Here is a 17,916-nt window from a genome sequence, read left to right on the forward strand (position 1 = left end):
TTCATGGCGAGTGGCCGGGCTCTGCAGGCTTGGGCGGATGCACCGGCTCGGTGCTGCCCGTACTGCTTATGGCCCGGCCGACCATGTGCTCGGCCAGCGTGTCGTACAGCGGGCGGCTGATCATCCGCGAGACCAGGCTGGCCAGCATGGCCGCGGCCATCAGGCTCAGCACCATCGAGTGGCCGTCGACCATCTCCATCACGATGATGAAGGCGGTGAGCGGCGCCTGCGTCACCGCCGCCAGGAAGCCGGCCATGCCCATGGCGATGAGCGCCGGCCCCTGGTCGCTGCTGGCCAGCCGGGCCACTGCGTCGCCGATGCCCGCGCCGATCGACAGCGACGGCGCGAAGATGCCGCCCGGCACGCCGCACCAGGCCGTGAGCCAGGTGGCGATGAACTTGAGCACGGTGTAGAGCGGCGTGAGCTCGTCGTGGCCCTGCAGCATCTGCTTGACCGCCTCGGAGCCCGCGCCGAAGGTGACGCCGCCCGTCGCCAGCCCGATGACGGCCACGGCCAGCCCGCCGCAGGCCGCGAACCGCACCGGAAAGCGCGCCCGCCAGCGGTTGAAGCGCCCCGCCGCGCCCGTGAGCGAGGCGATCAGCAGCCGCGCGAACAGCCCGCCGGCCGCGCCGCTCAGCAGGGTGACCAGCAGGCCGGGCCCGAGCACGTCCCAGCCCAGCCGGGGTACGCGGATCACGCCGAAGTAGCTGGTATTGCCGAAGGCCGACACCGCCACCAGGCCCGCCAGCACGATGGCCGTGATGATCAGGCCGCTGGAGCGCGCCTCGAGCCGGCCCGACAGCTCCTCGATGGCGAAGACCACGCCCGCCAGCGGCGCATTGAAGGCTGCCGCGATGCCCGCTGCACCCCCGGCAACCAGCAGCGCCCGGCCATCGATGGTGGTGTTGGGCGAGAGCCAGCGGCGCGCATGCTGCATGACCCCCGCCGCCACCTGGACCGAAGGCCCCTCGCGCCCGATCGAAAGGCCGGCCGCGAAGCCCGCCGCGCCCAGCCCGATCTTGGCGACCGTGAGCCGCAGCGAGGCAAAAACGAAGCGCCGCTCTTCGGGTAGGGCCGGATTCAGGGCCGCCTTGATCTGCGGAATGCCCGAACCGCCCGCGCCGGGGAAGAAGCGCAATGTGAACCAGACGATGCCGGCCGTGAGCAGCGGTGTCGTCAGCAGCACCGCCCAGGGCCAGGCGGCGTAGAAGCGGTGGAATTCGCCAAAGACCCGGTCGCTGGCCAGCGTGAAGCCCACCACGAACAGCCCGGCCGCGATGGCGTAGCCCAGCACGATTGCCCGGTCGAGCCAGACGCGGCCGTTCGACAGCTCGGCGCGCAGATGCTCGAAAAAGTCTGGTTCGCGGTTCATCGGAGAGGCCCATTCTGGCACCTGGCGGGAGTGCGGCCGGTCGCCTTGGGGCACAATCGAGGGTTCTTCTCAACCTCCTCCTTCATCTACTTATCAGGGGCAGTGCATATGGCATCGGTCAATAAAGTCATCGTCGTCGGCAATCTGGGGCGCGACCCCGAAATGCGTACCTTCCCGAGCGGCGACCAGGTCGCGAACGTCACAGTGGCCACCACCGATCGCTGGAAAGACAAGCAAAGCGGCGAAATGCGCGAAGCCACCGAGTGGCACCGCATCGTCTTCAACGGCCGCCTGGCCGAAATCGCCGGCCAGTACCTGCGCAAGGGCTCGCAGGTGTATGTCGAAGGAAGCCTGCGCACGCGCAAGTGGACCGACAAGGACGGCATCGAGAAGTACACCACCGAGATCCGCGCCGACCAGATGCAGATGCTCGGTAGCCGTCAGGGCCAGGGCGGCCCGTCGGGCGGTCCCGAGGACGACGGCGGCTACTCGCAGGGTGGCGGCGGTGGTTATTCGCAAGGCGGCAATGGTGGTGGTGGCGGCGGCGGTTACGCCCCGCGCGCGCCGGCAGCCGCTCCGCGCGCTGCGGCGCCGGCTCCGCGCCAGGCACCGGCCAAGTCTTCGTCGGGCTTCGACGACATGGACGACGACATTCCGTTCTGATCCGGACCTTCGCAGGTTCACAAGCAAAGAGCCGCTTCCCGAAAGGGAGCGGCTCTTTCTCTTTGGGCAGGCCAGTCACGCGTGGCGCCGACCCGCGGGCATCAGCAACTGCTGCACGCCGACGTGCACTTCCATTTCGTGCATGTGCGTTTCGGCATCGACCATGTGCTCGGTCATCAGGCGGTGCACGGCGTCGGCATCCTCATCGCGGAAGGCCTGCAGCAGCCTGGTGTGAAAGCCCAGGTTGGCTTCGCCGAAGTGGCGGTGCTCCCACGCATTCTTGTAGACCATGAGGTCGCGCAGCAGGTCGTTGAGAAAGCGGCACATGAAGGCGAGCAGGGCGTTGGGACACCTGTCCGCCAGCAGGTTGTGAAACTCCAGCTCGGCGACGCGTTGTGCACGCAACTCGATGTCGTTGCGAGGCTCCTGCTCGCACAGGCGGATGGTCTGCTCGATCAGATCCAGTTGCTTCGCGTCGAGCCGGCCGACGACGCTGACCGCGAGTTCGGGCTCCAGGATCTTGCGCAGCTGGTAGATGTGATGCCCGTCCAGGTGGTGGAAGTGCAGGAAGTTTCTCAGCGGCTCTGATGCGTGATCCAGCGAGACCTGCTGGAGATAGGCGCCGCCGGCCGGGCCTGTGCGCGTCTTGATCAGGCCGCGCACTTCCAGTGCCTTCAATCCCTCCCGCATGGTGCTTTTCGAGACGCCGAAAAGCTCGACGAGCTCTTTCTCGTTCGGTAGCCGGTCGCCCGGCTGCTTGCGCTCCGTAACGATCCAGCGCTTCACGTCTTCGACGACGAGGTCCGAGAGCTTGGGGCGTTTTCTTGCGCGTTGACCAATGGGCATGCCCTGTTCCTTGGGGAGCTCCCGAGCGGAGCCGATCGCCCATGATAAATCGATGCAATTGAATGCAATTGAGTCAAAAACACTCGTAATAGACCGGCGATAGGGCTTGTTCAGGCATCGAACTTGCTATGTAATGTTCATATTTATACGTTTTATACGGATAAATGGTAGGCATATCGAAGAAGCTCAAATCCCAGCCCCACGTGACTCTCTCAAAGGAAAAATCATGAAATCAAGCGAACCTTTGCAAGCCCACTCGAGACTCTGGAACGACGACCTGGCGCCCACGCGGCCCGAGCAGCGCACCTGGCGCTGGTATCACTTCGCCGCGCTCTGGGTGGGCATGGTGATGTGCATTCCCGCCTACACCCTTGCCGCCGGTTTGATCGAGTCCGGCATGTCCTGGTCCGAGGCCGTCGGCACGGTCTTCCTGGGGAACTTCATCGTGCTGATCCCGATGCTGCTGATCGGGCATGCGGGCGTGAAGTACGGCATTCCCTACGCGGTGCTCGCGCGTGCCTCGTTCGGCACCCGGGGCGCCCGCATACCGGCGCTGCTGCGCGCGCTCGTGGCATGCGGCTGGTACGGTATCCAGACCTGGTTCGGCGGGATGATGATCTACACGCTGGTCGGCGTGCTGATCGGCCATCCGCTCGAAGGCGAGAAGATCGCCTGGCTGGGCATCAACTTCTTCCAGCTGGCGAGCTTCCTCGTCTTCTGGGCGCTCCAGTTCTATTTCGTCATTCACGGCATCGAATCGATCCGCAAGCTCGAGACGTACACGGCGCCGCTGAAGATCCTCATCTGCTTCGTGCTGCTGGCGTGGGCGCTCAACCGCGCCGGAGGCCTGGGCCCGATCCTGCAGCAGCCCTCGCAGTTCGTCGAAGGCGGCAAGAAGGCGGGTCAGTTCGCAGCGGTCTTCTGGCCGTCGCTGACGGCCATGGTGGGCTTCTGGGCCACCCTTGCGCTGAACATTCCCGACTTCACGCGCTTCGCGAAATCGCAGCGCGACCAGATCGTCGGGCAGGCGGTCGGGTTGCCCGTTCCCATGGGGCTGCTCGCGGCCCTTGCGGTGGTCGTCACCTCCGCCACGGTCGTGATCTACGGCAAGGCGATCTGGGACCCGGTCGACCTGGCCAGCCGCATGACGGGCGCGGCCGTGCTCATCGCGCTGATCGTGCTGCTGGTCGATACCGTCAGCGTCAACCTGGCGGCCAACCTGGTGGGCCCGGCCTACGATTTCTCGGCGTTGAATCCGCGGGCCATCTCGTACCGCACGGGGGGCTACATCACGGCCGGTATCGCGGTCGCGATGATGCCGTGGAAGCTGCTCGAATCCACGCAGGGCTACATCTTCACGTGGCTGATCGGCTACTCCGCGCTGCTCGGGCCGATCGCCGGCATCCTGATTGCCGACTACTACATCGTCCGCCGCACGCAGCTGCAAGTGAACGACCTGTACAGTGACCATGGCGAGTACCGGTACAGGAACGGGTGGAACCCTGCCGCAATCGCAGCGTTCATCGCCGGTGTCCTGCCCAACCTCCCCGGGTTCCTCAATGCGGCGCTGCCGAGCGTCTTTCCGACCGTGCCCGAAGTCTTCAAGACGATCTACACCTACGCATGGTTCGCGGGCATCGCCATCTCGACCGTCGTGTACGTTGCGTCGATGCGGCTGCAGAAGCAGGCGACGGTGCCGCAACAGACCAGGCCTTCGGAGGCTTGAGCATGACGAACGCGCTCTTGATCCGAGGCGGGATCGTCGTCAACGCCGACCGGGAGTTCACAGCCGACGTGCTGTGCGTCGAAGGGCAGATTGCCGCCATAGGCGCCGATGCCGCACGCCAGGCGCCGGCCGGCGCAGTGCAGCTGGACGCTTCCGGGCAGTACGTGCTGCCCGGCGGCATCGACCCTCACACGCACATGCAGCTGCCGTTCATGGGCACGGTCACGATGGACGATTTCTTCACCGGCACGGCCGCGGGCCTGGCCGGCGGGACCACGACCATCCTCGACTTCGTGATCCCCAACGCGCAGCAGTCCCTGATGGAAGCCTATGGCACCTGGAGGGAATGGGCGCGCAAGTCCGCCGCGGACTACGGCTTCCATGTCGCCATCACCTGGTGGGACGAGAGCGTGTACCGTGACATGGGCACCCTGGTGAATGAAGAAGGCGTGAGCAGCTTCAAGCACTTCATGGCCTACAAGAACGCCATCATGTGCGACGACGAGATCCTGGTGAAGAGCTTTCGCCGCGCACTCGAACTCGGTGCCATGCCCACGGTGCATGCCGAGAACGGCGAGCTTGTCTACTTTCTCCAGCAGGAGCTGGCCCGCAAGGGCGTAACCGGACCCGAGGGCCACCCGCGGTCGCGCCCGCCCGCGGTCGAGGCCGAGGCGGCCCAGCGGGCCATTGCCATCGCCGACGTGCTGGGCGTTCCCCTGTACGTCGTGCACGTGTCCTGCATGGAGGCGGCCGACGCAATTGCGCGCGCCCGCGCGGCCGGGCAACGGGTCTACGGCGAAGTCCTTGCAGGCCACCTGGTGATCGAGGAGAGCGTCTATCGCGCGCCAGACTTTGCCAGCGCTGCTGCACACGTGATGAGCCCGCCATTCCGCTCGAAGGCGCACCAGGAGTTTCTGTGGCGCGGCCTCCAGTCGGGCAGCCTGCAGACCACCGCGACCGATCACTGCACCTTCTGCGCGGCCCAGAAGGCCGCCGGAAAGGACGACTTCGCCAAGATACCGAACGGCTGCGGCGGCATCGAGGAACGCATGGCCGTGATCTGGGATGCCGGGGTCAACTCCGGTCGGCTGACGCCCAGCGAATTCGTCGCCGTCACATCGACCAATGCGGCCAGGCTCTTCAACCTGTATCCCCGCAAGGGCCTGATCGCCCAGGGGGCCGATGCCGACCTCGTGCTGTGGGACCCGCAGGCCTCCAAGACCCTTTCGGCGGCAACGCAGCACTCCAGGGGCGACTTCAACATCTTCGAAGGACGCACCGTGCGCGGCATTCCGACGCACACGATCAGCCAGGGGCGCGTGGTGTATGCCAACGGTGACCTGCGCGCAGAGCGGGGCGCGGGCCGCTATCTGCCGCGCCCTGCATTTGGTGCCAATTTCCAGGCGCTCGACAAACGTGCAAAGCAGCAGTTCGCTCCAATGGCGGCGAAGCCTTGAGCAGGCTGTGCTCGAACCCCGGCGCTGCGCGCAAGCCATGGCCGGTGGGGACGCAGTGGAGCTGAGCGACCATGGGTTGAAGCTCTCCATCGACCGCCGCAAAGGCCGCGCAAGCTCGCTGGTCAGCCAGCTTGTGGACGGCATTGCCGAGGCGATCGGGCAGCGCAGGATTCTGTCCGGCGAGAAGCTGCCATCCGTGCGGCAGATGGCAATGCATCTGCAGCTCAGCACCTTCACCATTGCACAGGCGTACCAGCGGCTGGTGTCGCTCGGCATGATCGCGTCGCGCCCCGGCGCCGGATTCATCGTGGCGAGCCAGGTCACGATGGAGCCTGCGCCGCAGCCGCGCGTGCCGCCGTCCGGCCCCAACGATGCATGGCTCCTGTCGGAGGTGTTCTCCGACCAGACGGCGTCCATCAAGGCCGGCTGCGGGTGGCTTCCATCGGGCTGGCTCGACGGCATCGAATTCGGCCGGGCCCTGCGATCGCTGAGCCGCACCATGAAGAGCCAGGTCGGCGGGTACGGCCAGCCCTTCGGCGATGCCAGCCTGCGGTCGCGCGTGGCCTTCGAGCTGGCGCGCTTCGGCGTGCCTGCCGACATCAACTCGGTGCTGATCACGCAGGGCGCCACGCAGGCCATCGACCTCGTCATCCGCTTTCTCCTCAAGCCAGGCGACGTTGTCGTGGTCGAGGACCCCTGCTATTGCAACCTGCTCGAACGGCTGAAGCTGGCGCGCGTGCAGCTGCTGTTCGTGCCTCGCACGCCGGCCGGCCTGGACACCGGCGTGCTGGAGGCCCTGGTGCAGAAGCACAAGCCCAAGGCCCTCTTCGTGAGCTCCGCGCTGCACAACCCCACGGGCACGTCGATCACCTTGCCGATGGCCTACAAGGTGCTCCAGATTGCGCAGCGCACGCAGATGCTCATCGTCGAGAACGACGTGAGCCGGGGGCTCGCTCCGCCCGACACACCGATGCTGGCCGCCATGGCGGGCCTCGGGCCGGTCATCCACATCGGCGGATTCTCAAAGACCATTTCGCCGCTGCTGCGCGTGGGCTTCATCGCGGCCGATGCGGCCACCCTCGAAGCGCTGGTGCACCTGAAGATGGTCACGGGGCTCACTTCTTCCGCGGTCACGGAAAAGGCCGTTCACCAGATTCTTGTCGACAGCGCCTATCGCCAGCATCTCGAACGGCTGCGCCATCGCCTGGCGGATGTGCACACGCAGATCGAGCGAAAGCTCTGCGCTGCCGGCGTGGAACTGTTCCATCGCCCGCGCGGAGGCCTTTTTCTCTGGGGGCGCCTGCCGATCGATCCTGCCGAGGCCAGGGAAGTGACGGCACGCGCACTCAGGCAGGGCATCTGGCTCGCCCCGGGCATGTACTTCAGCGCATCGGACACCGCCAGCGCCTGGTTCCGTTTCAACGTGGCCTATTGCGACACGGACAGGTTCTGGCAGTTCCTGTCCGCGCTATGAGCGCGTTCTCATGAGAGGACCGCCTCGATAAGAAAAGGCCCCCTGCGCTTCAGCGCGCCGACGAAGACCTTGATGAACTCTTCCGCCGTGGAAGCACGCGCGGCCTCCACGCCCATGCCTTTTGCCAGCGAGACCCAATCGAGAATGGGATCGGTGAGGTCGAAGCTGCCGCGCGTCTGGTGCTCGGGGGGCTTCACGCCCATGCGCCGCATCTCGTCGATCAGCAGCGCGTACTTCCTGTTGGCCAGAACGATCGTGATCGCGTCGAGGTTCTCGTGCGCCTGCGTCCAGAGCCCCTGCAGCGTGTACATGCCGCTGCCGTCGGCTTGAAGCGTGATCACCTTTCTGTCGGAGCAGGCGATGGCGGCGCCCGTTGCGAGCGGAATCCCGATGCCGATCGAGCCGCCGGTAATCTGCAGCCAGTCGTGCGGTGCCGCGTCGTACGACTTGGAAAAAAGCTGCGTCACGGAAGACAGGGCCTCGTCGCAGACGATGGCGTTGTCCGGCAGCAGCCGGGCAATCAGCTCCGCGAGCGCTTCGTTCGTGAGGGGGCCTAGTGGAAGATGTGGCTGGTCGCGGCGTCTTGCGGGCGGGGGCTCGTCCAGGACCAACCGGGCCGAAGCGAAGTATTCCGCGAGACCTTCGATGGCCGCAGCAACGTCGCCCCCCGGTTCGCACAGCTCGATCACTTCGCAATCGTCGCGAAGCAGGCGGCTCGGCATGCCCGGATGCGCAAAGAATGCCACCGGCCGCTCGGCGCCGATCATGACGATCGCATCGAACTGCCCCAGCTGGGCCACGGCCAGGTCCGTCGCGTAGGCCACGCGCGGCACGGCGGGCCTTCCTGCCCCGCGTGCCATGCGCGCATTCGCAAAGGGGGCCAGCAGGCTGGCGCCGGTCTTGCGCGCGATCTCGGAAGCGAGCGCAAGGGTTTCCTGCCGCAGTGCGCGGCCACCGAGAAACAACGCCGTCTTCCGGTCGCTGCGCAGCAGGGCCACGGCCCGCTGTTCCTTCTCGCGATCGGGAGGCGGCGGTGAGTCTGCGAATCTTGTGAGACTCGGTGGCTGCACCGGGTCGGCATCGCCCCAGGTGACTTCCGCGGGCACGACCAGCGTGGCGACACCGGGCAGCGACCTGGCTGCCCGGCACGCGTCGGAAACGCTCGAGGCAATGTCATGCACGGAGCCGATGCGTCCGTACCAGTTCGACATCGGCCTGGCGAGGCTTTCGATGTCGGAGGTCAGCGGAGCGTTGAAGGGCAGGTGGTGCGTCGCATGGTCGCCGACGATGTTGACGATGGGGGTCCTGGCGCGCCTGGCGTTGTGAAGGTTCGCCAGCCCGTTGCCCAGGCCCGGGCCCAGGTGCAGCAGGGTCGCGGCGGGCTTGTCGGTCATGCGTCCGTAGCCATCGGCCGCGCCCGTGACCACGCCTTCGAAAAGGCCCAGCACGCAGCGCAGGTCCGCCCGGCGCTCCATGCCGGCCACGAGGTGGAGCTCGGAGGTTCCCGGGTTGGCAAAACACACCTCGACGCCCGAGGCGATCAAGGTTTCGCAAATGACATCGGAACCGTTCAATTCGTTCTCCTTTTTTCTTCAGCCCGTGCGGCGTTGCTGCGTGGGTGCTGCGGCGTCGATGTGCAGCGGGCAGCGGGTCAGCTTCTCGTCGTTGGTGTCCGTGAAGACGTACTGCTTCCACTCGAGGTCGCCCCGGTGGTAGGTGCCGACGACGTCCGGCGCCGGCTGCCCGTCGTACAGCTCCACCTGCCGGCGGATTCGCTGCCTCACCTTGTCGCCTTCCGGCGTGGGGCCGGCGAGCAGGTCGAAGCCCGCCCGCGGCTGCGTGACCATGGCCAGCGAACGACCGAGATTGCGGCTCTTGCGGTGCCGGTGCGCCGGCGCACTGACGTTGATGAAGAGCGGAACGCCCGCGAAGCACAGACTCCAGAACGGCTGCTCGGGGTCGGTGGGGATCTCGGGCGGCCACGGTTCGGGATCGTTGTCGACCCAGTCCTGCATCACATGCCAGGCGGTCTGGTGGTAGTGATCGAGCGCCTGCTCCTGTGCTTCGGGCTTGAACAGGATCACCAGCACGTTCATGGATTCCTCGATCCCCGTCATCACCGAGACCGTCTTCAGGTATTCGCGCAGCCCCTGGCGCACGCGAGCGAGTTCGAGCGGATCGGTGTCGGAGCCCGCGAAGACGAAATGCAGCGTGTTCGTGCGGAACGCCGCGCGCGCGAAGTTGCATGGAAACTTGCTCGGCTCCCGCAGGTAGCCGCTGAAGTCTTCCAGGCTCGCCTTGGCCCACGGGTAGGCGTTGTCGGCGCTGTCCACCCATTCGATGGCTTCCTGGTGAGTCAGCGTGACCTTGGGTGGAAGCGCCGCGGGCGGCGCGGCCACCTCGGTGCACCAGGACGAATATTCCGGGTATCCGCCCGTCACCGTCGTCAGGTAGTGCGCCTGCAGCTGGCGGGTGATGGGCCCCACCTCGCCGTCGCCGATGGGCAGGCGATCGACGGAAGTCACGGGAAGTATTTCGAACAGGGTGCCGCACATCAGCACTTCATCGGAAATCAGCAATTCGGTGCGGTCGATTTCGCGCTCCACGACTTGCAGCCCCAATTTCTCCCTGGCCAGCACGATCAGTGTGTCGCGGGTCAGGCTTTCCAGGATATCGGCGAATGTCGGAGGCGTGATCAAGACGCCGTCCCTGATGATGAAAAGACACGCCGCCGGGCCTTCGGACACCTTGCCCCTGTTATTCAGGATGATTGCGATATCAAAACCGTTATCGCGCGCTTCATTTTGTGCAAGACGGCTGTTTTGGTAATTGGCTGCTACCTTGGCGCGCGGCGGTATGCAGTCGTCCGAAATCCGGCGCCAGGTGGAAATTGCGGCGGCAACTCCTTTTTCTATCTTCGGGGAGCGCGGCAACGGAATTGCGGTAATGTGCGCGCCCGTGTCTTCGGTAGCGACCAGCGGCTCGCCGGGGCCGGAATATCTGAAATACGTCGACAGGTTGATTTGCGCGTGCGCCTGAAATTCGCAGCGGCTCAGCAACTCGATCGTCGCCTGCCGGAGCGTTGGCGTATCGAAGCGCGACTTCATCCGCATGATCTTCATCGACTGCTCGAGCCGCTTCAGATGGTCGTCCAGGCGGAAGATGTACGATTTTTTCGTGGATTCGTCCCAATAAGCCCGAAGCCCTTCGAATATGTTCGCACCAAAGAATCCAGCCTGGGTGCGAACATGCAAAGTGCATTGCTCCCAATTGACAAATTCACCGTCCATCCACGCGATGCTGGGGTGCGGTGCTGGAAATATCGATCGACCGGAATTGCTGTCCATAAAATCTCCAGGAGATGAAGAAAAGAAAATCCGAGGCGATAAACAGCCTTCGGCATCAGTTGGGCCAAAAAAGTCCCTGTCGGGATTGGTGATTTGTCGAACTAAATAAAAAGGATTAATTGTCCGGATTTGCTCGAAAAGAAGATTGAAGAATAAAAACAATTGAAGCCGAGCGGATCGTACGGTGCCTTGTCGAAGGCATTCCATTTACGGTTCAAATCGTTATAAATAACTGTATTGGCACCAAAGTGGGGGCTGTATTGGTGGCGCAATTCGGCCGTCGGCGCTGCCCGGGCTGCCACCGATGGCGTGCCCGCAGTCAGGAATTCAGGGGGTGGAAGAGGCGGCCGGCTTGCGGCGCGCCTTTACTTGCTGTGGGGCTTCCCGCGCCCCGCCCAACGCGCGACCAGCAGCGTTTCGATGTCGTGCACGCGCCGCCCTGTCGCGCGCGCAATCGCCTCGCGGTAGGGCGGCATGTTGGTGCACTCGAGCACGATGTCCTCGACCGAGGGCGACAGCTCCACGAGGCGGCATGCGGCGCTGACCACATTCCGGCCGGCCTCTTCGAGGTCGAGCTGCGTTTCGTTGTTGAGGATGCGCCGATGGAATTCGCACCCCGGCTCCACGCCCTGCACGGGCGTCACCTGCGGCACGTCGGCCATGGCCAGGATGGCGGGGCTCAGTGAAGCCGCATCGAAGGTCAGGATGCCCGGCCGAGCGAAGTTCTTGCACTGCAGCAGGCTCGACGTGACGACGGGAACGGGCACCGCGTCGGCCAGCGTGTCCTGGTAGGCGGCCAGAAAGCCGCAGCTGGTCGTGATCATCGCCGCGCCCTCGTCGACCATCGCCCGCGCGGCATCGACGAAAGGCTGCAGCAGCGCCGGGTCGGCCTGCTTCACGATGCGCTCGGGCGAAGCGCCCGTGACCACATGAAACCGCACCGGAATGCCGTGCCGGCTGAAGGTCTCAGGGTTGCCGATGTCGCCCGGTGGCCGCGGAAAGCGCGTGTCGAGCATCAGCACGCCAAGGAAGGCACCGGCGTCGCGGGTCGTTGTCATCGTGGGGGCCTGCCGTCACTCCACTGTGCTGCGGCGATCGATCTTGCGGCTCAGCACGATCGAGGTCTGCGTCTGGTTGACGCCGTCGATCTGTCCCATCTGGTCGAGAAGGGTGTCGAGCTGTTCGGGGCTGCTGCACCGGAGCAGGACCATGTAGTCGAACTGGCCGCTCACGGCCCACACTTCTTCCACTTCGGGCAAACGCCCGAGCGCCTTGATGATCACGGGGGCGCTCTTCGCATTGACGCTGAGGCCGCAGAAGGCCCGCACCGCAGCCTGCTCCAGCCGCTGGCCGAGGCGCACCCCGTACCCCGAGACGATGCCATCGCGCTCCAGCCGCGCGATGCGTGCGACCACGGTGGTCCTGGCGACCTTGAGCTTGCGCGCGAGGTTGGCGGCGGGCTCGCGGGCGTTGGCTTGCAGCAGCGTCAACAGGTGACGGTCCAGGTCGTCGAGTCGTAGGTCCATGGCGGCCCTGCAGCGGAAATGAGTGGATTGTGCCGCCGCGTCGCGGCCGTCGTACGCTGAGATCTCGATGGCGGGGACCATCGCCCGCTTACGCCACGGCCGTGACGACGTTGCTGCTGCTGCTGGCAGCTTCCGACGAAGCCTTGAAGCGCCCGAGGAAGGCGCGCGTCGATTCCTGCTGCGGGTTGTCGATCACCACGCCCGGCGGGCCGCATTCGGCGACGACGCCGTCGCGCATGAAGATCACCTGGTCAGCCACTTCGCGCGCAAAGCCGATCTCGTGCGTCACGAGGATCATCGTCATGCCTTCGCGGGCCAGGCCCTTGATGACGTTGAGCACTTCGCCGACCAGTTCCGGGTCGAGCGCGGAAGTCGCTTCGTCGAACAGCATCACCGTGGGCTTCATCGCCAGCGCACGCGCGATCGCAACGCGCTGCTTCTGTCCGCCCGACAGCTTGTCCGGGTAGTAGTCGGCCCGGTCGAGCAGGCCGACCTTCGCCAGCAGCGCGCGCGCCTCGGCCTCGGCCTGCGCCTTGGGCGTCTTCAGCACGGTGACCGGTCCTTCCATCACGTTGCGCAGCGCGGTCATGTGAGGGAAGAGGTTGAAGTGCTGGAACACCATGCCGGTCGAGGCCCGGAAGCGCGCAAGGCTGCGCTCGCTGGGCAGCGTGGTGCGCGCGCCGTCGAACTCGATGGTCTGCTCGCCGACCGTGATGCGCCCGGCGTTCGGTATCGACAGCAGGTTGATGCACCGCAGCAGCGTCGACTTGCCGGAGCCCGAGGGCCCGATCATCGCGACCACCTGGCCGCGTTCGATCTGCAGCGAGATGTCCTTCAGCACGACGTTCTGCCCGAAGGCCTTCTTCAGGTTGGCGATTTCGATCAGGGGGCTGGCCATGTCAAACCTCTTTCGGGCCGGAGCCGAATTCCATGCGCTTGGCCCAGATCGTGATGGGCAGCAGAACCGCGAAGTACGCGATCGCGATGAAGGTGTAGAGCTCCAGCGGCCGGTACGTGTCGTGCGCGATGACCTGGCCCTGGTAGAGCAGGTCGGGAACGGCCAGCACCGACAGCAGCGAGGTGTTCTTCAGCTGCATGATCGACTGGTTCATCAGCGGCGGCACCATCTTCTTGAACGCCTGCGGAAGGATCACGCGCCGCAGCAGCTGCAGCCGCGTCATGCCCAGCGCCTTGGCGGCTTCGGTCTGGCCGGCGTCGATCGAGATGATCCCGCCGCGCACGATCTCCGAATAGAAGGCGCCGCCGTAGAGCGACAGGCACAGCGTGGCGGCCACGACCGCCGACATCTCGAGCCCGGTCAGCACCGGCAGCGCGTAGTAGAACCACACGAGCTGCACCAGCACCGGCGTGCAGCGGAAGACTTCGATGTAGGCGCGCAGCGGCGCGGTGATGAGCGGGTTGCTCGACAGCCGGCCCAGGCCCGTCACCAGGCCGACGAACAGCCCCAGCACCACGCAGATCACCGTGAAGAGCAGGGTGTAGAGCAGGCCCGACACCAGCAGGCTGCGGTATTTCCAGAGCACGCCGAAGTCCCAGTCGTAGCTGCCTGCACCGCCTCCCAGGGCTCCGCCCGAGAAGTGCTTCAGGGCCGCCCAGGCGCCCGCCAGGGCCAGGACGATCAGCAGGGCCGTGCCGAGCTGGGAGCGGCTCTTCGGCTCGCTCGAAGATTCCACGCTGTCCATCGGGGCGTCCTCAGAACTTGATTTCGGGCGGGAAGGCACTGGCGGGCACGCCCGCGAGTTTCTCCATGTTCTTCAGGATGACGCTGCGGACTTCGCCCTTCGCGCGGACATCGGCCAGCCAGGCGTTGACGGCCTTCTGCATGCCGGTGTCGGTTTCCTTGCGCAGGCCGATGCTCACCGGGGCGGTGTAGACCGGCTGCGGGATGTACATGGTGCCGATGGAGCCGCGCTTGGCGAGCAGCGGCTGGGCCAGCAGGATCACCAGCACCTGGCAATCGGAGCGGCCGGCCTGCAGCGACATCGTGGCGGCGCCGGAGTTTTCCAGGCGCGAGACATCGGCCTTGGGCAGCACGCGCGTCGCCAGCTGGTCATGGCTGGAGCCGACGTCCACCACGATCTTCATGTCGGGCGAGTTCAGCTGCTCCCAGGTCTTCTGCGGAATGCCCTTCTTGCACACCACCGTGTAGGTGTTGTCGAAGAGCGTGTCGGAGAAGCCCACCACTTCCTTGCGGGCCGGCGTGGGGGCCATACCGAACATGGCGTCGATCTTGTTGGACTGCAGGTCGAGCACCGCGTTGCCCCAGGTGGTCTCGACGTACTCGACCTTGGCGCCGAGCTTCTGCCCCAGGCTTTCCGCGAAGTCGGGGCCGAAGCCTTCCCACTTGCCGGTGGTGATGTCCTTGGCGAAATACGGAATGGCGCCTGCGACGGCACCGACGCGCAATACCTTGGTGCGCTGCACCCGGGCCAGCGAGCTTTCTGCTGATTCCTGCGCAAAGGTCGAGCCCAGCGCGCAGACGGTTGTCACAGCCACGAGGGCACGGAAAAGGATTCGTTTGGTAAGCACGTTCACTCCAAGCAAGAAGCTCGCCATAAAAAGAAAAGGAAAGTATCGCTTCCCAGCCCGAGTCCGAGTCTAGAAGTGCGGACTGTCACAAGCAACGCGGCACATCGTCAGGACGACGGATTTCTCTCGTCATACCGTCAGAGTCTTCGGCGATATGCAGTCTGGCGCGTCGTTTCGACGGTTTCGGCCGGGCATGCGGCGCTTCGTTGCGCGGGGTGACTTCAGGCCTGGAAGTCATTGTCCCTGTGCCGACAGGCCAAGCTGACGAACGGCGTCGTCGTATCGACGAAGCGCGCAGCCCTTTCGCCGATCTGCTCTCTATCAACTGCCAGGACTCACTTTTACAGTTCTTTTACAGGGCAACGGTGCCCCGCAGGAGAAATGAAATGACCAAAGTGAAGATCGAGAAAGTCCTGGTTCTGGGTGCCGGCAAGGTCGGCAGCACCGTGGCCGACATGATTGCGGAATACCACCGCCTGCCCGTGACGCTGGCCGACGTGAGGCCGGGCCGCGGCGACGAAAACGACCCGCTGGTGCAGCGCATCGCGCTCGACGTGGAGAGCACCGAAGAGCTGCGCACCACGTTGCGCGCGCACTCGGTGGTGATCAACTGCCTGCCGTTCTTCCTCGCGCAGCGCGTGGCCACCGAGGCTGCTGCATGCGGCGTGCATTACTTCGACCTGACAGAGGACGTGGCGGCAACCAAGGCCATCCGCGAGATCTCGAAGACGGCGACCTCGGTCCTCATGCCCCAGAGCGGCCTGGCGCCCGGCGTGATCGGCATGCTCGGCGGCTACCTCGCAAGCCGCTTCGACGAGCTCTACGACCTGCGCCTGCGGGTGGGCGCACTCACGCGCAATGCCACCAACAGCCTGCGCTACAACTTCACCTGGAGCATCGACGGCGTCATCAACGAGTACTGCAACCCGTGCGACGCCATCGTGAACGGCCAGCTGGTGTCGGTGCAGCCGATGGAAGGGCACGAGACCTTCACGCTCGATGCCGAAGCCTTCGAGGCCTTCAACACCTCAGGCGGCCTGGGCACGCTGTGCGAGACGCTCGAAGGCAAGGTCCGCAATCTCGACTACAAGACCATCCGCTATCCCGGCCATCGCGACGCGATGAACTTCCTGCTGCACGACCTGCGCCTGATCGAGCGGCGCGACCTGCTGCGCCAGGTGCTCGAGCATGCAGTGCCGCACAGCCGCGAAGACGTGGTGATCCTGTTTGCATCGGCCTCGGGCATGCGCAATGGCCGCTTCGAGCAGGAGACGCGCGTCGGGCGCGTGTTCGGAGCACCGCTGCGCGGCAAGGACCGCACCGCCATCGAGCTGACCACGGCCGCCGGCGTCGTCGGTGTGTTCGAACTGCTGCGGCAGGGCCAGCTTCCCGCGCACGGTTTCGTCGGGCAGGAGCAGGCACCGCTCGGGCAGTTCCTTGCCACCAAGGTCGGCCACTACTACCAGGGCCTGGGCGTGGCGTCGTTCGCTCCCGCGCCAAGGCCCAAGGGCGAGCCTGCGCACGCCTGATCGATCCGTCCATCTGCAGGCCGGGGACGTCGCGTACCAGGCCTGGCCCTCGCCGCCGACGAAAATCGAGGGAATGAACAAGAACACTGTTGCCATTCTGGGCGCCGGCATCGTCGGCGTGTCGTGTGCCCTGGAGCTCCAACGCAGAGGGCATGAGGTCACGCTGTTCGACCGCACTGCCCCGGGCCGCGAGACCTCGTATGGCAACGCCGGGGTGATCGCACGCAGCTCGCTGATGCCGTTCAACCACCCTGGGCTGTGGTCGGTGCTGCCGAAGCTGTTGAAGAACACCGCGGCGAGCTTTCGCTATGACCCCGCATTCCTTGCGAAGAATCTTTCGTGGGCCGTGCGCTTTCTCGCCAGCGCGCGCGCCAGCGTGTTCCAGGAGACCACCACCGCGCTGGATGCGCTGATCCGGCTCTCGACGTCGGAACACCGGCGCCTGCTCGTCGAAGCAGGTGCGGCGCATCGCCTGCGTACCAACGGGTGGCTGTTTCTCTACCGCAGCGAAGAAGGCTTTGCCGGCAGCCGTCTTTCGCGCGAGACCTTCGATCGCTGCGGCGTCGCCACGCGCGTGCTGGATGCGAAAGAGCTCTCGGACCTCGAGCCTCATCTGAAGCCTCTTTTTCCGCGCGCGCTGTGGATCCAGGACACCGATTCGGTGGACAGCCCGGGCCGCGTCGTGGAGGCGTACGCCAGGCTTTTTGTCTCGCGCGGAGGGCAGGTCAGGCAGGCGTCGATCGGCGGGCTCGGCCACTCCGATTCAGCCGATGCCTGGCAGCTCCGCGAGGAGGGCGGCGCGGTGCACGAGGCGTCGAAGGTCGTGCTCGCACTGGGGCCGTGGACCCGGGAGTTCGCGAAGAAGTCGCTCGGCATTTCCGTGCCGATGGCGTTCGAGCGCGGCTATCACATGCACTACAGCGCAGTGGGCAACGCCTCGCTCGGACGGCCCGTGTACGACACCGGCGGTGCCTATGTGCTGTCGCCCATGGAGCAGGGCCTGCGGCTTTCCACCGGCGTGCAGCTTGCGCAGCGCGATGCGCCGAAGAACTTCGTTCAACTCGAACTTGCGGAACGCGCGGCACGCGAAGCTTTCCCGCTGGACAGCCGCCTCGAACCGGAGGCCTGGATGGGAAGCCGGCCCACATTGCCGGACAGCCGGCCGATCGTCGGCGAATGCCCACAGCGTCCCGGCCTGTGGCTTGCGTTCGGCCATCAGCACATCGGCTTCAACACGGGTCCGGGAACGGCCCGCCTGCTGGCATCGCTGATGCACGGCGAGCCTTGCGACATCGATCCACTGCCGTTCGCGCCCGGCCGCTTTCTTCGATAGCCGACATTTCTGGCGCAGTCGCAAGCCGCCTGTGACATCAATGTCATGGGATTGCGCGATTCGCCAACGCAATCCAGGCCCAATGCATTCATC

15 protein-coding genes are annotated in these 17,916 nt (G+C 65.4%); 6 read left to right on the forward strand and 9 right to left on the reverse strand.

Going from position 1 to position 17,916, the window contains the following annotated elements:
• Position 1: 1 nt before the first annotated feature.
• Positions 2-1,372 carry a chloride channel protein gene (locus tag BLV60_RS09980; RefSeq protein ID WP_093053832.1) on the reverse strand — a complete coding sequence of 457 codons (1,371 nt, stop codon included), beginning with the start codon at positions 1,370-1,372 and terminating at the stop codon, positions 2-4.
• 108 nt (positions 1,373-1,480) lie between these two features.
• On the opposite strand from BLV60_RS09980, the gene ssb reads away from it, so the two are divergent.
• Positions 1,481-2,035 carry a single-stranded DNA-binding protein gene (gene ssb, locus BLV60_RS09985; RefSeq protein ID WP_093053835.1) on the forward strand — a complete coding sequence of 185 codons (555 nt, stop codon included), beginning with the start codon at positions 1,481-1,483 and terminating at the stop codon, positions 2,033-2,035.
• 75 nt (positions 2,036-2,110) lie between these two features.
• Here the strand turns inward: ssb and BLV60_RS09990 are convergent, their stop codons facing one another.
• On the reverse strand, positions 2,111-2,881 hold the full coding sequence (locus BLV60_RS09990; RefSeq protein ID WP_093053838.1) for a FadR/GntR family transcriptional regulator: 771 nt from the start codon (positions 2,879-2,881) through the stop codon (positions 2,111-2,113).
• A gap of 226 nt (positions 2,882-3,107) precedes the next feature.
• Here BLV60_RS09990 and BLV60_RS09995 point away from each other — a divergent pair, with 226 nt between their 5' ends.
• The 3 genes from BLV60_RS09995 to BLV60_RS10005 are packed head-to-tail and all read left to right on the forward strand — an operon-like array spanning position 3,108 to position 7,538.
• Positions 3,108-4,607 carry an NCS1 family nucleobase:cation symporter-1 gene (locus BLV60_RS09995; RefSeq protein ID WP_093053841.1) on the forward strand — a complete coding sequence of 500 codons (1,500 nt, stop codon included), beginning with the start codon at positions 3,108-3,110 and terminating at the stop codon, positions 4,605-4,607.
• A gap of 2 nt (positions 4,608-4,609) precedes the next feature.
• Entirely contained in the window at positions 4,610-6,064 is a 1,455-nt protein-coding gene (gene hydA / locus BLV60_RS10000) for a dihydropyrimidinase (protein WP_093053844.1), read from the forward strand.
• A 7-nt stretch (positions 6,065-6,071) separates the two neighbouring features.
• On the forward strand, positions 6,072-7,538 hold the full coding sequence (locus tag BLV60_RS10005) for an aminotransferase-like domain-containing protein (RefSeq protein WP_256328944.1): 1,467 nt from the start codon (positions 6,072-6,074) through the stop codon (positions 7,536-7,538).
• 8 nt (positions 7,539-7,546) lie between these two features.
• Here BLV60_RS10005 and BLV60_RS10010 read toward each other — a convergent pair whose 3' ends face one another.
• From BLV60_RS10010 to BLV60_RS10040, 7 genes are all read right to left on the reverse strand, one after another.
• On the reverse strand, positions 7,547-9,112 hold the full coding sequence (locus BLV60_RS10010) for an acetolactate synthase large subunit (RefSeq protein WP_093053851.1): 1,566 nt from the start codon (positions 9,110-9,112) through the stop codon (positions 7,547-7,549).
• Between the two features lie 18 nt (positions 9,113-9,130).
• Positions 9,131-10,885 carry a branched-chain amino acid transaminase gene (locus tag BLV60_RS10015; RefSeq protein WP_176928765.1) on the reverse strand — a complete coding sequence of 585 codons (1,755 nt, stop codon included), beginning with the start codon at positions 10,883-10,885 and terminating at the stop codon, positions 9,131-9,133.
• Positions 10,886-11,250: 365 nt separating this feature from the next.
• Positions 11,251-11,943 carry an aspartate/glutamate racemase family protein gene (locus tag BLV60_RS10020; protein WP_093053857.1) on the reverse strand — a complete coding sequence of 231 codons (693 nt, stop codon included), beginning with the start codon at positions 11,941-11,943 and terminating at the stop codon, positions 11,251-11,253.
• A 15-nt stretch (positions 11,944-11,958) separates the two neighbouring features.
• Positions 11,959-12,411 (reverse strand): Lrp/AsnC family transcriptional regulator, encoded by a 453-nt coding sequence (locus BLV60_RS10025; protein WP_093053860.1) that lies wholly within the window; start codon positions 12,409-12,411, stop codon positions 11,959-11,961.
• 88 nt (positions 12,412-12,499) lie between these two features.
• Positions 12,500-13,309, reverse strand: a complete 810-nt coding sequence (locus tag BLV60_RS10030; RefSeq protein ID WP_093053863.1) for an amino acid ABC transporter ATP-binding protein — start codon at positions 13,307-13,309, stop codon at positions 12,500-12,502.
• A 1-nt stretch (position 13,310) separates the two neighbouring features.
• Positions 13,311-14,114, reverse strand: coding sequence for an amino acid ABC transporter permease (locus BLV60_RS10035; RefSeq protein WP_093053866.1), 804 nt, complete (start codon positions 14,112-14,114; stop codon positions 13,311-13,313).
• A gap of 10 nt (positions 14,115-14,124) precedes the next feature.
• The gene (locus tag BLV60_RS10040) at positions 14,125-14,928 is read right to left on the reverse strand and encodes a transporter substrate-binding domain-containing protein (RefSeq protein WP_256328945.1); all 804 of its coding nucleotides are present in this window, start codon (positions 14,926-14,928) and stop codon (positions 14,125-14,127) included.
• 419 nt (positions 14,929-15,347) lie between these two features.
• Here BLV60_RS10040 and BLV60_RS10045 point away from each other — a divergent pair, with 419 nt between their 5' ends.
• Together BLV60_RS10045 and BLV60_RS10050 are read left to right on the forward strand one after the other, a co-directional pair.
• Positions 15,348-16,490: a saccharopine dehydrogenase family protein gene (locus tag BLV60_RS10045; RefSeq protein ID WP_093053869.1), complete on the forward strand. Its 1,143-nt coding sequence runs from the start codon at positions 15,348-15,350 to the stop codon at positions 16,488-16,490.
• A gap of 73 nt (positions 16,491-16,563) precedes the next feature.
• Positions 16,564-17,823: an NAD(P)/FAD-dependent oxidoreductase gene (locus BLV60_RS10050; RefSeq protein ID WP_093053872.1), complete on the forward strand. Its 1,260-nt coding sequence runs from the start codon at positions 16,564-16,566 to the stop codon at positions 17,821-17,823.
• Positions 17,824-17,916 lie beyond the last annotated feature (93 nt).

It is taken from the genome of Variovorax sp. YR634 (genome assembly GCF_900106655.1).
Classification (GTDB): Bacteria; Pseudomonadota; Gammaproteobacteria; order Burkholderiales; family Burkholderiaceae_C; genus Variovorax.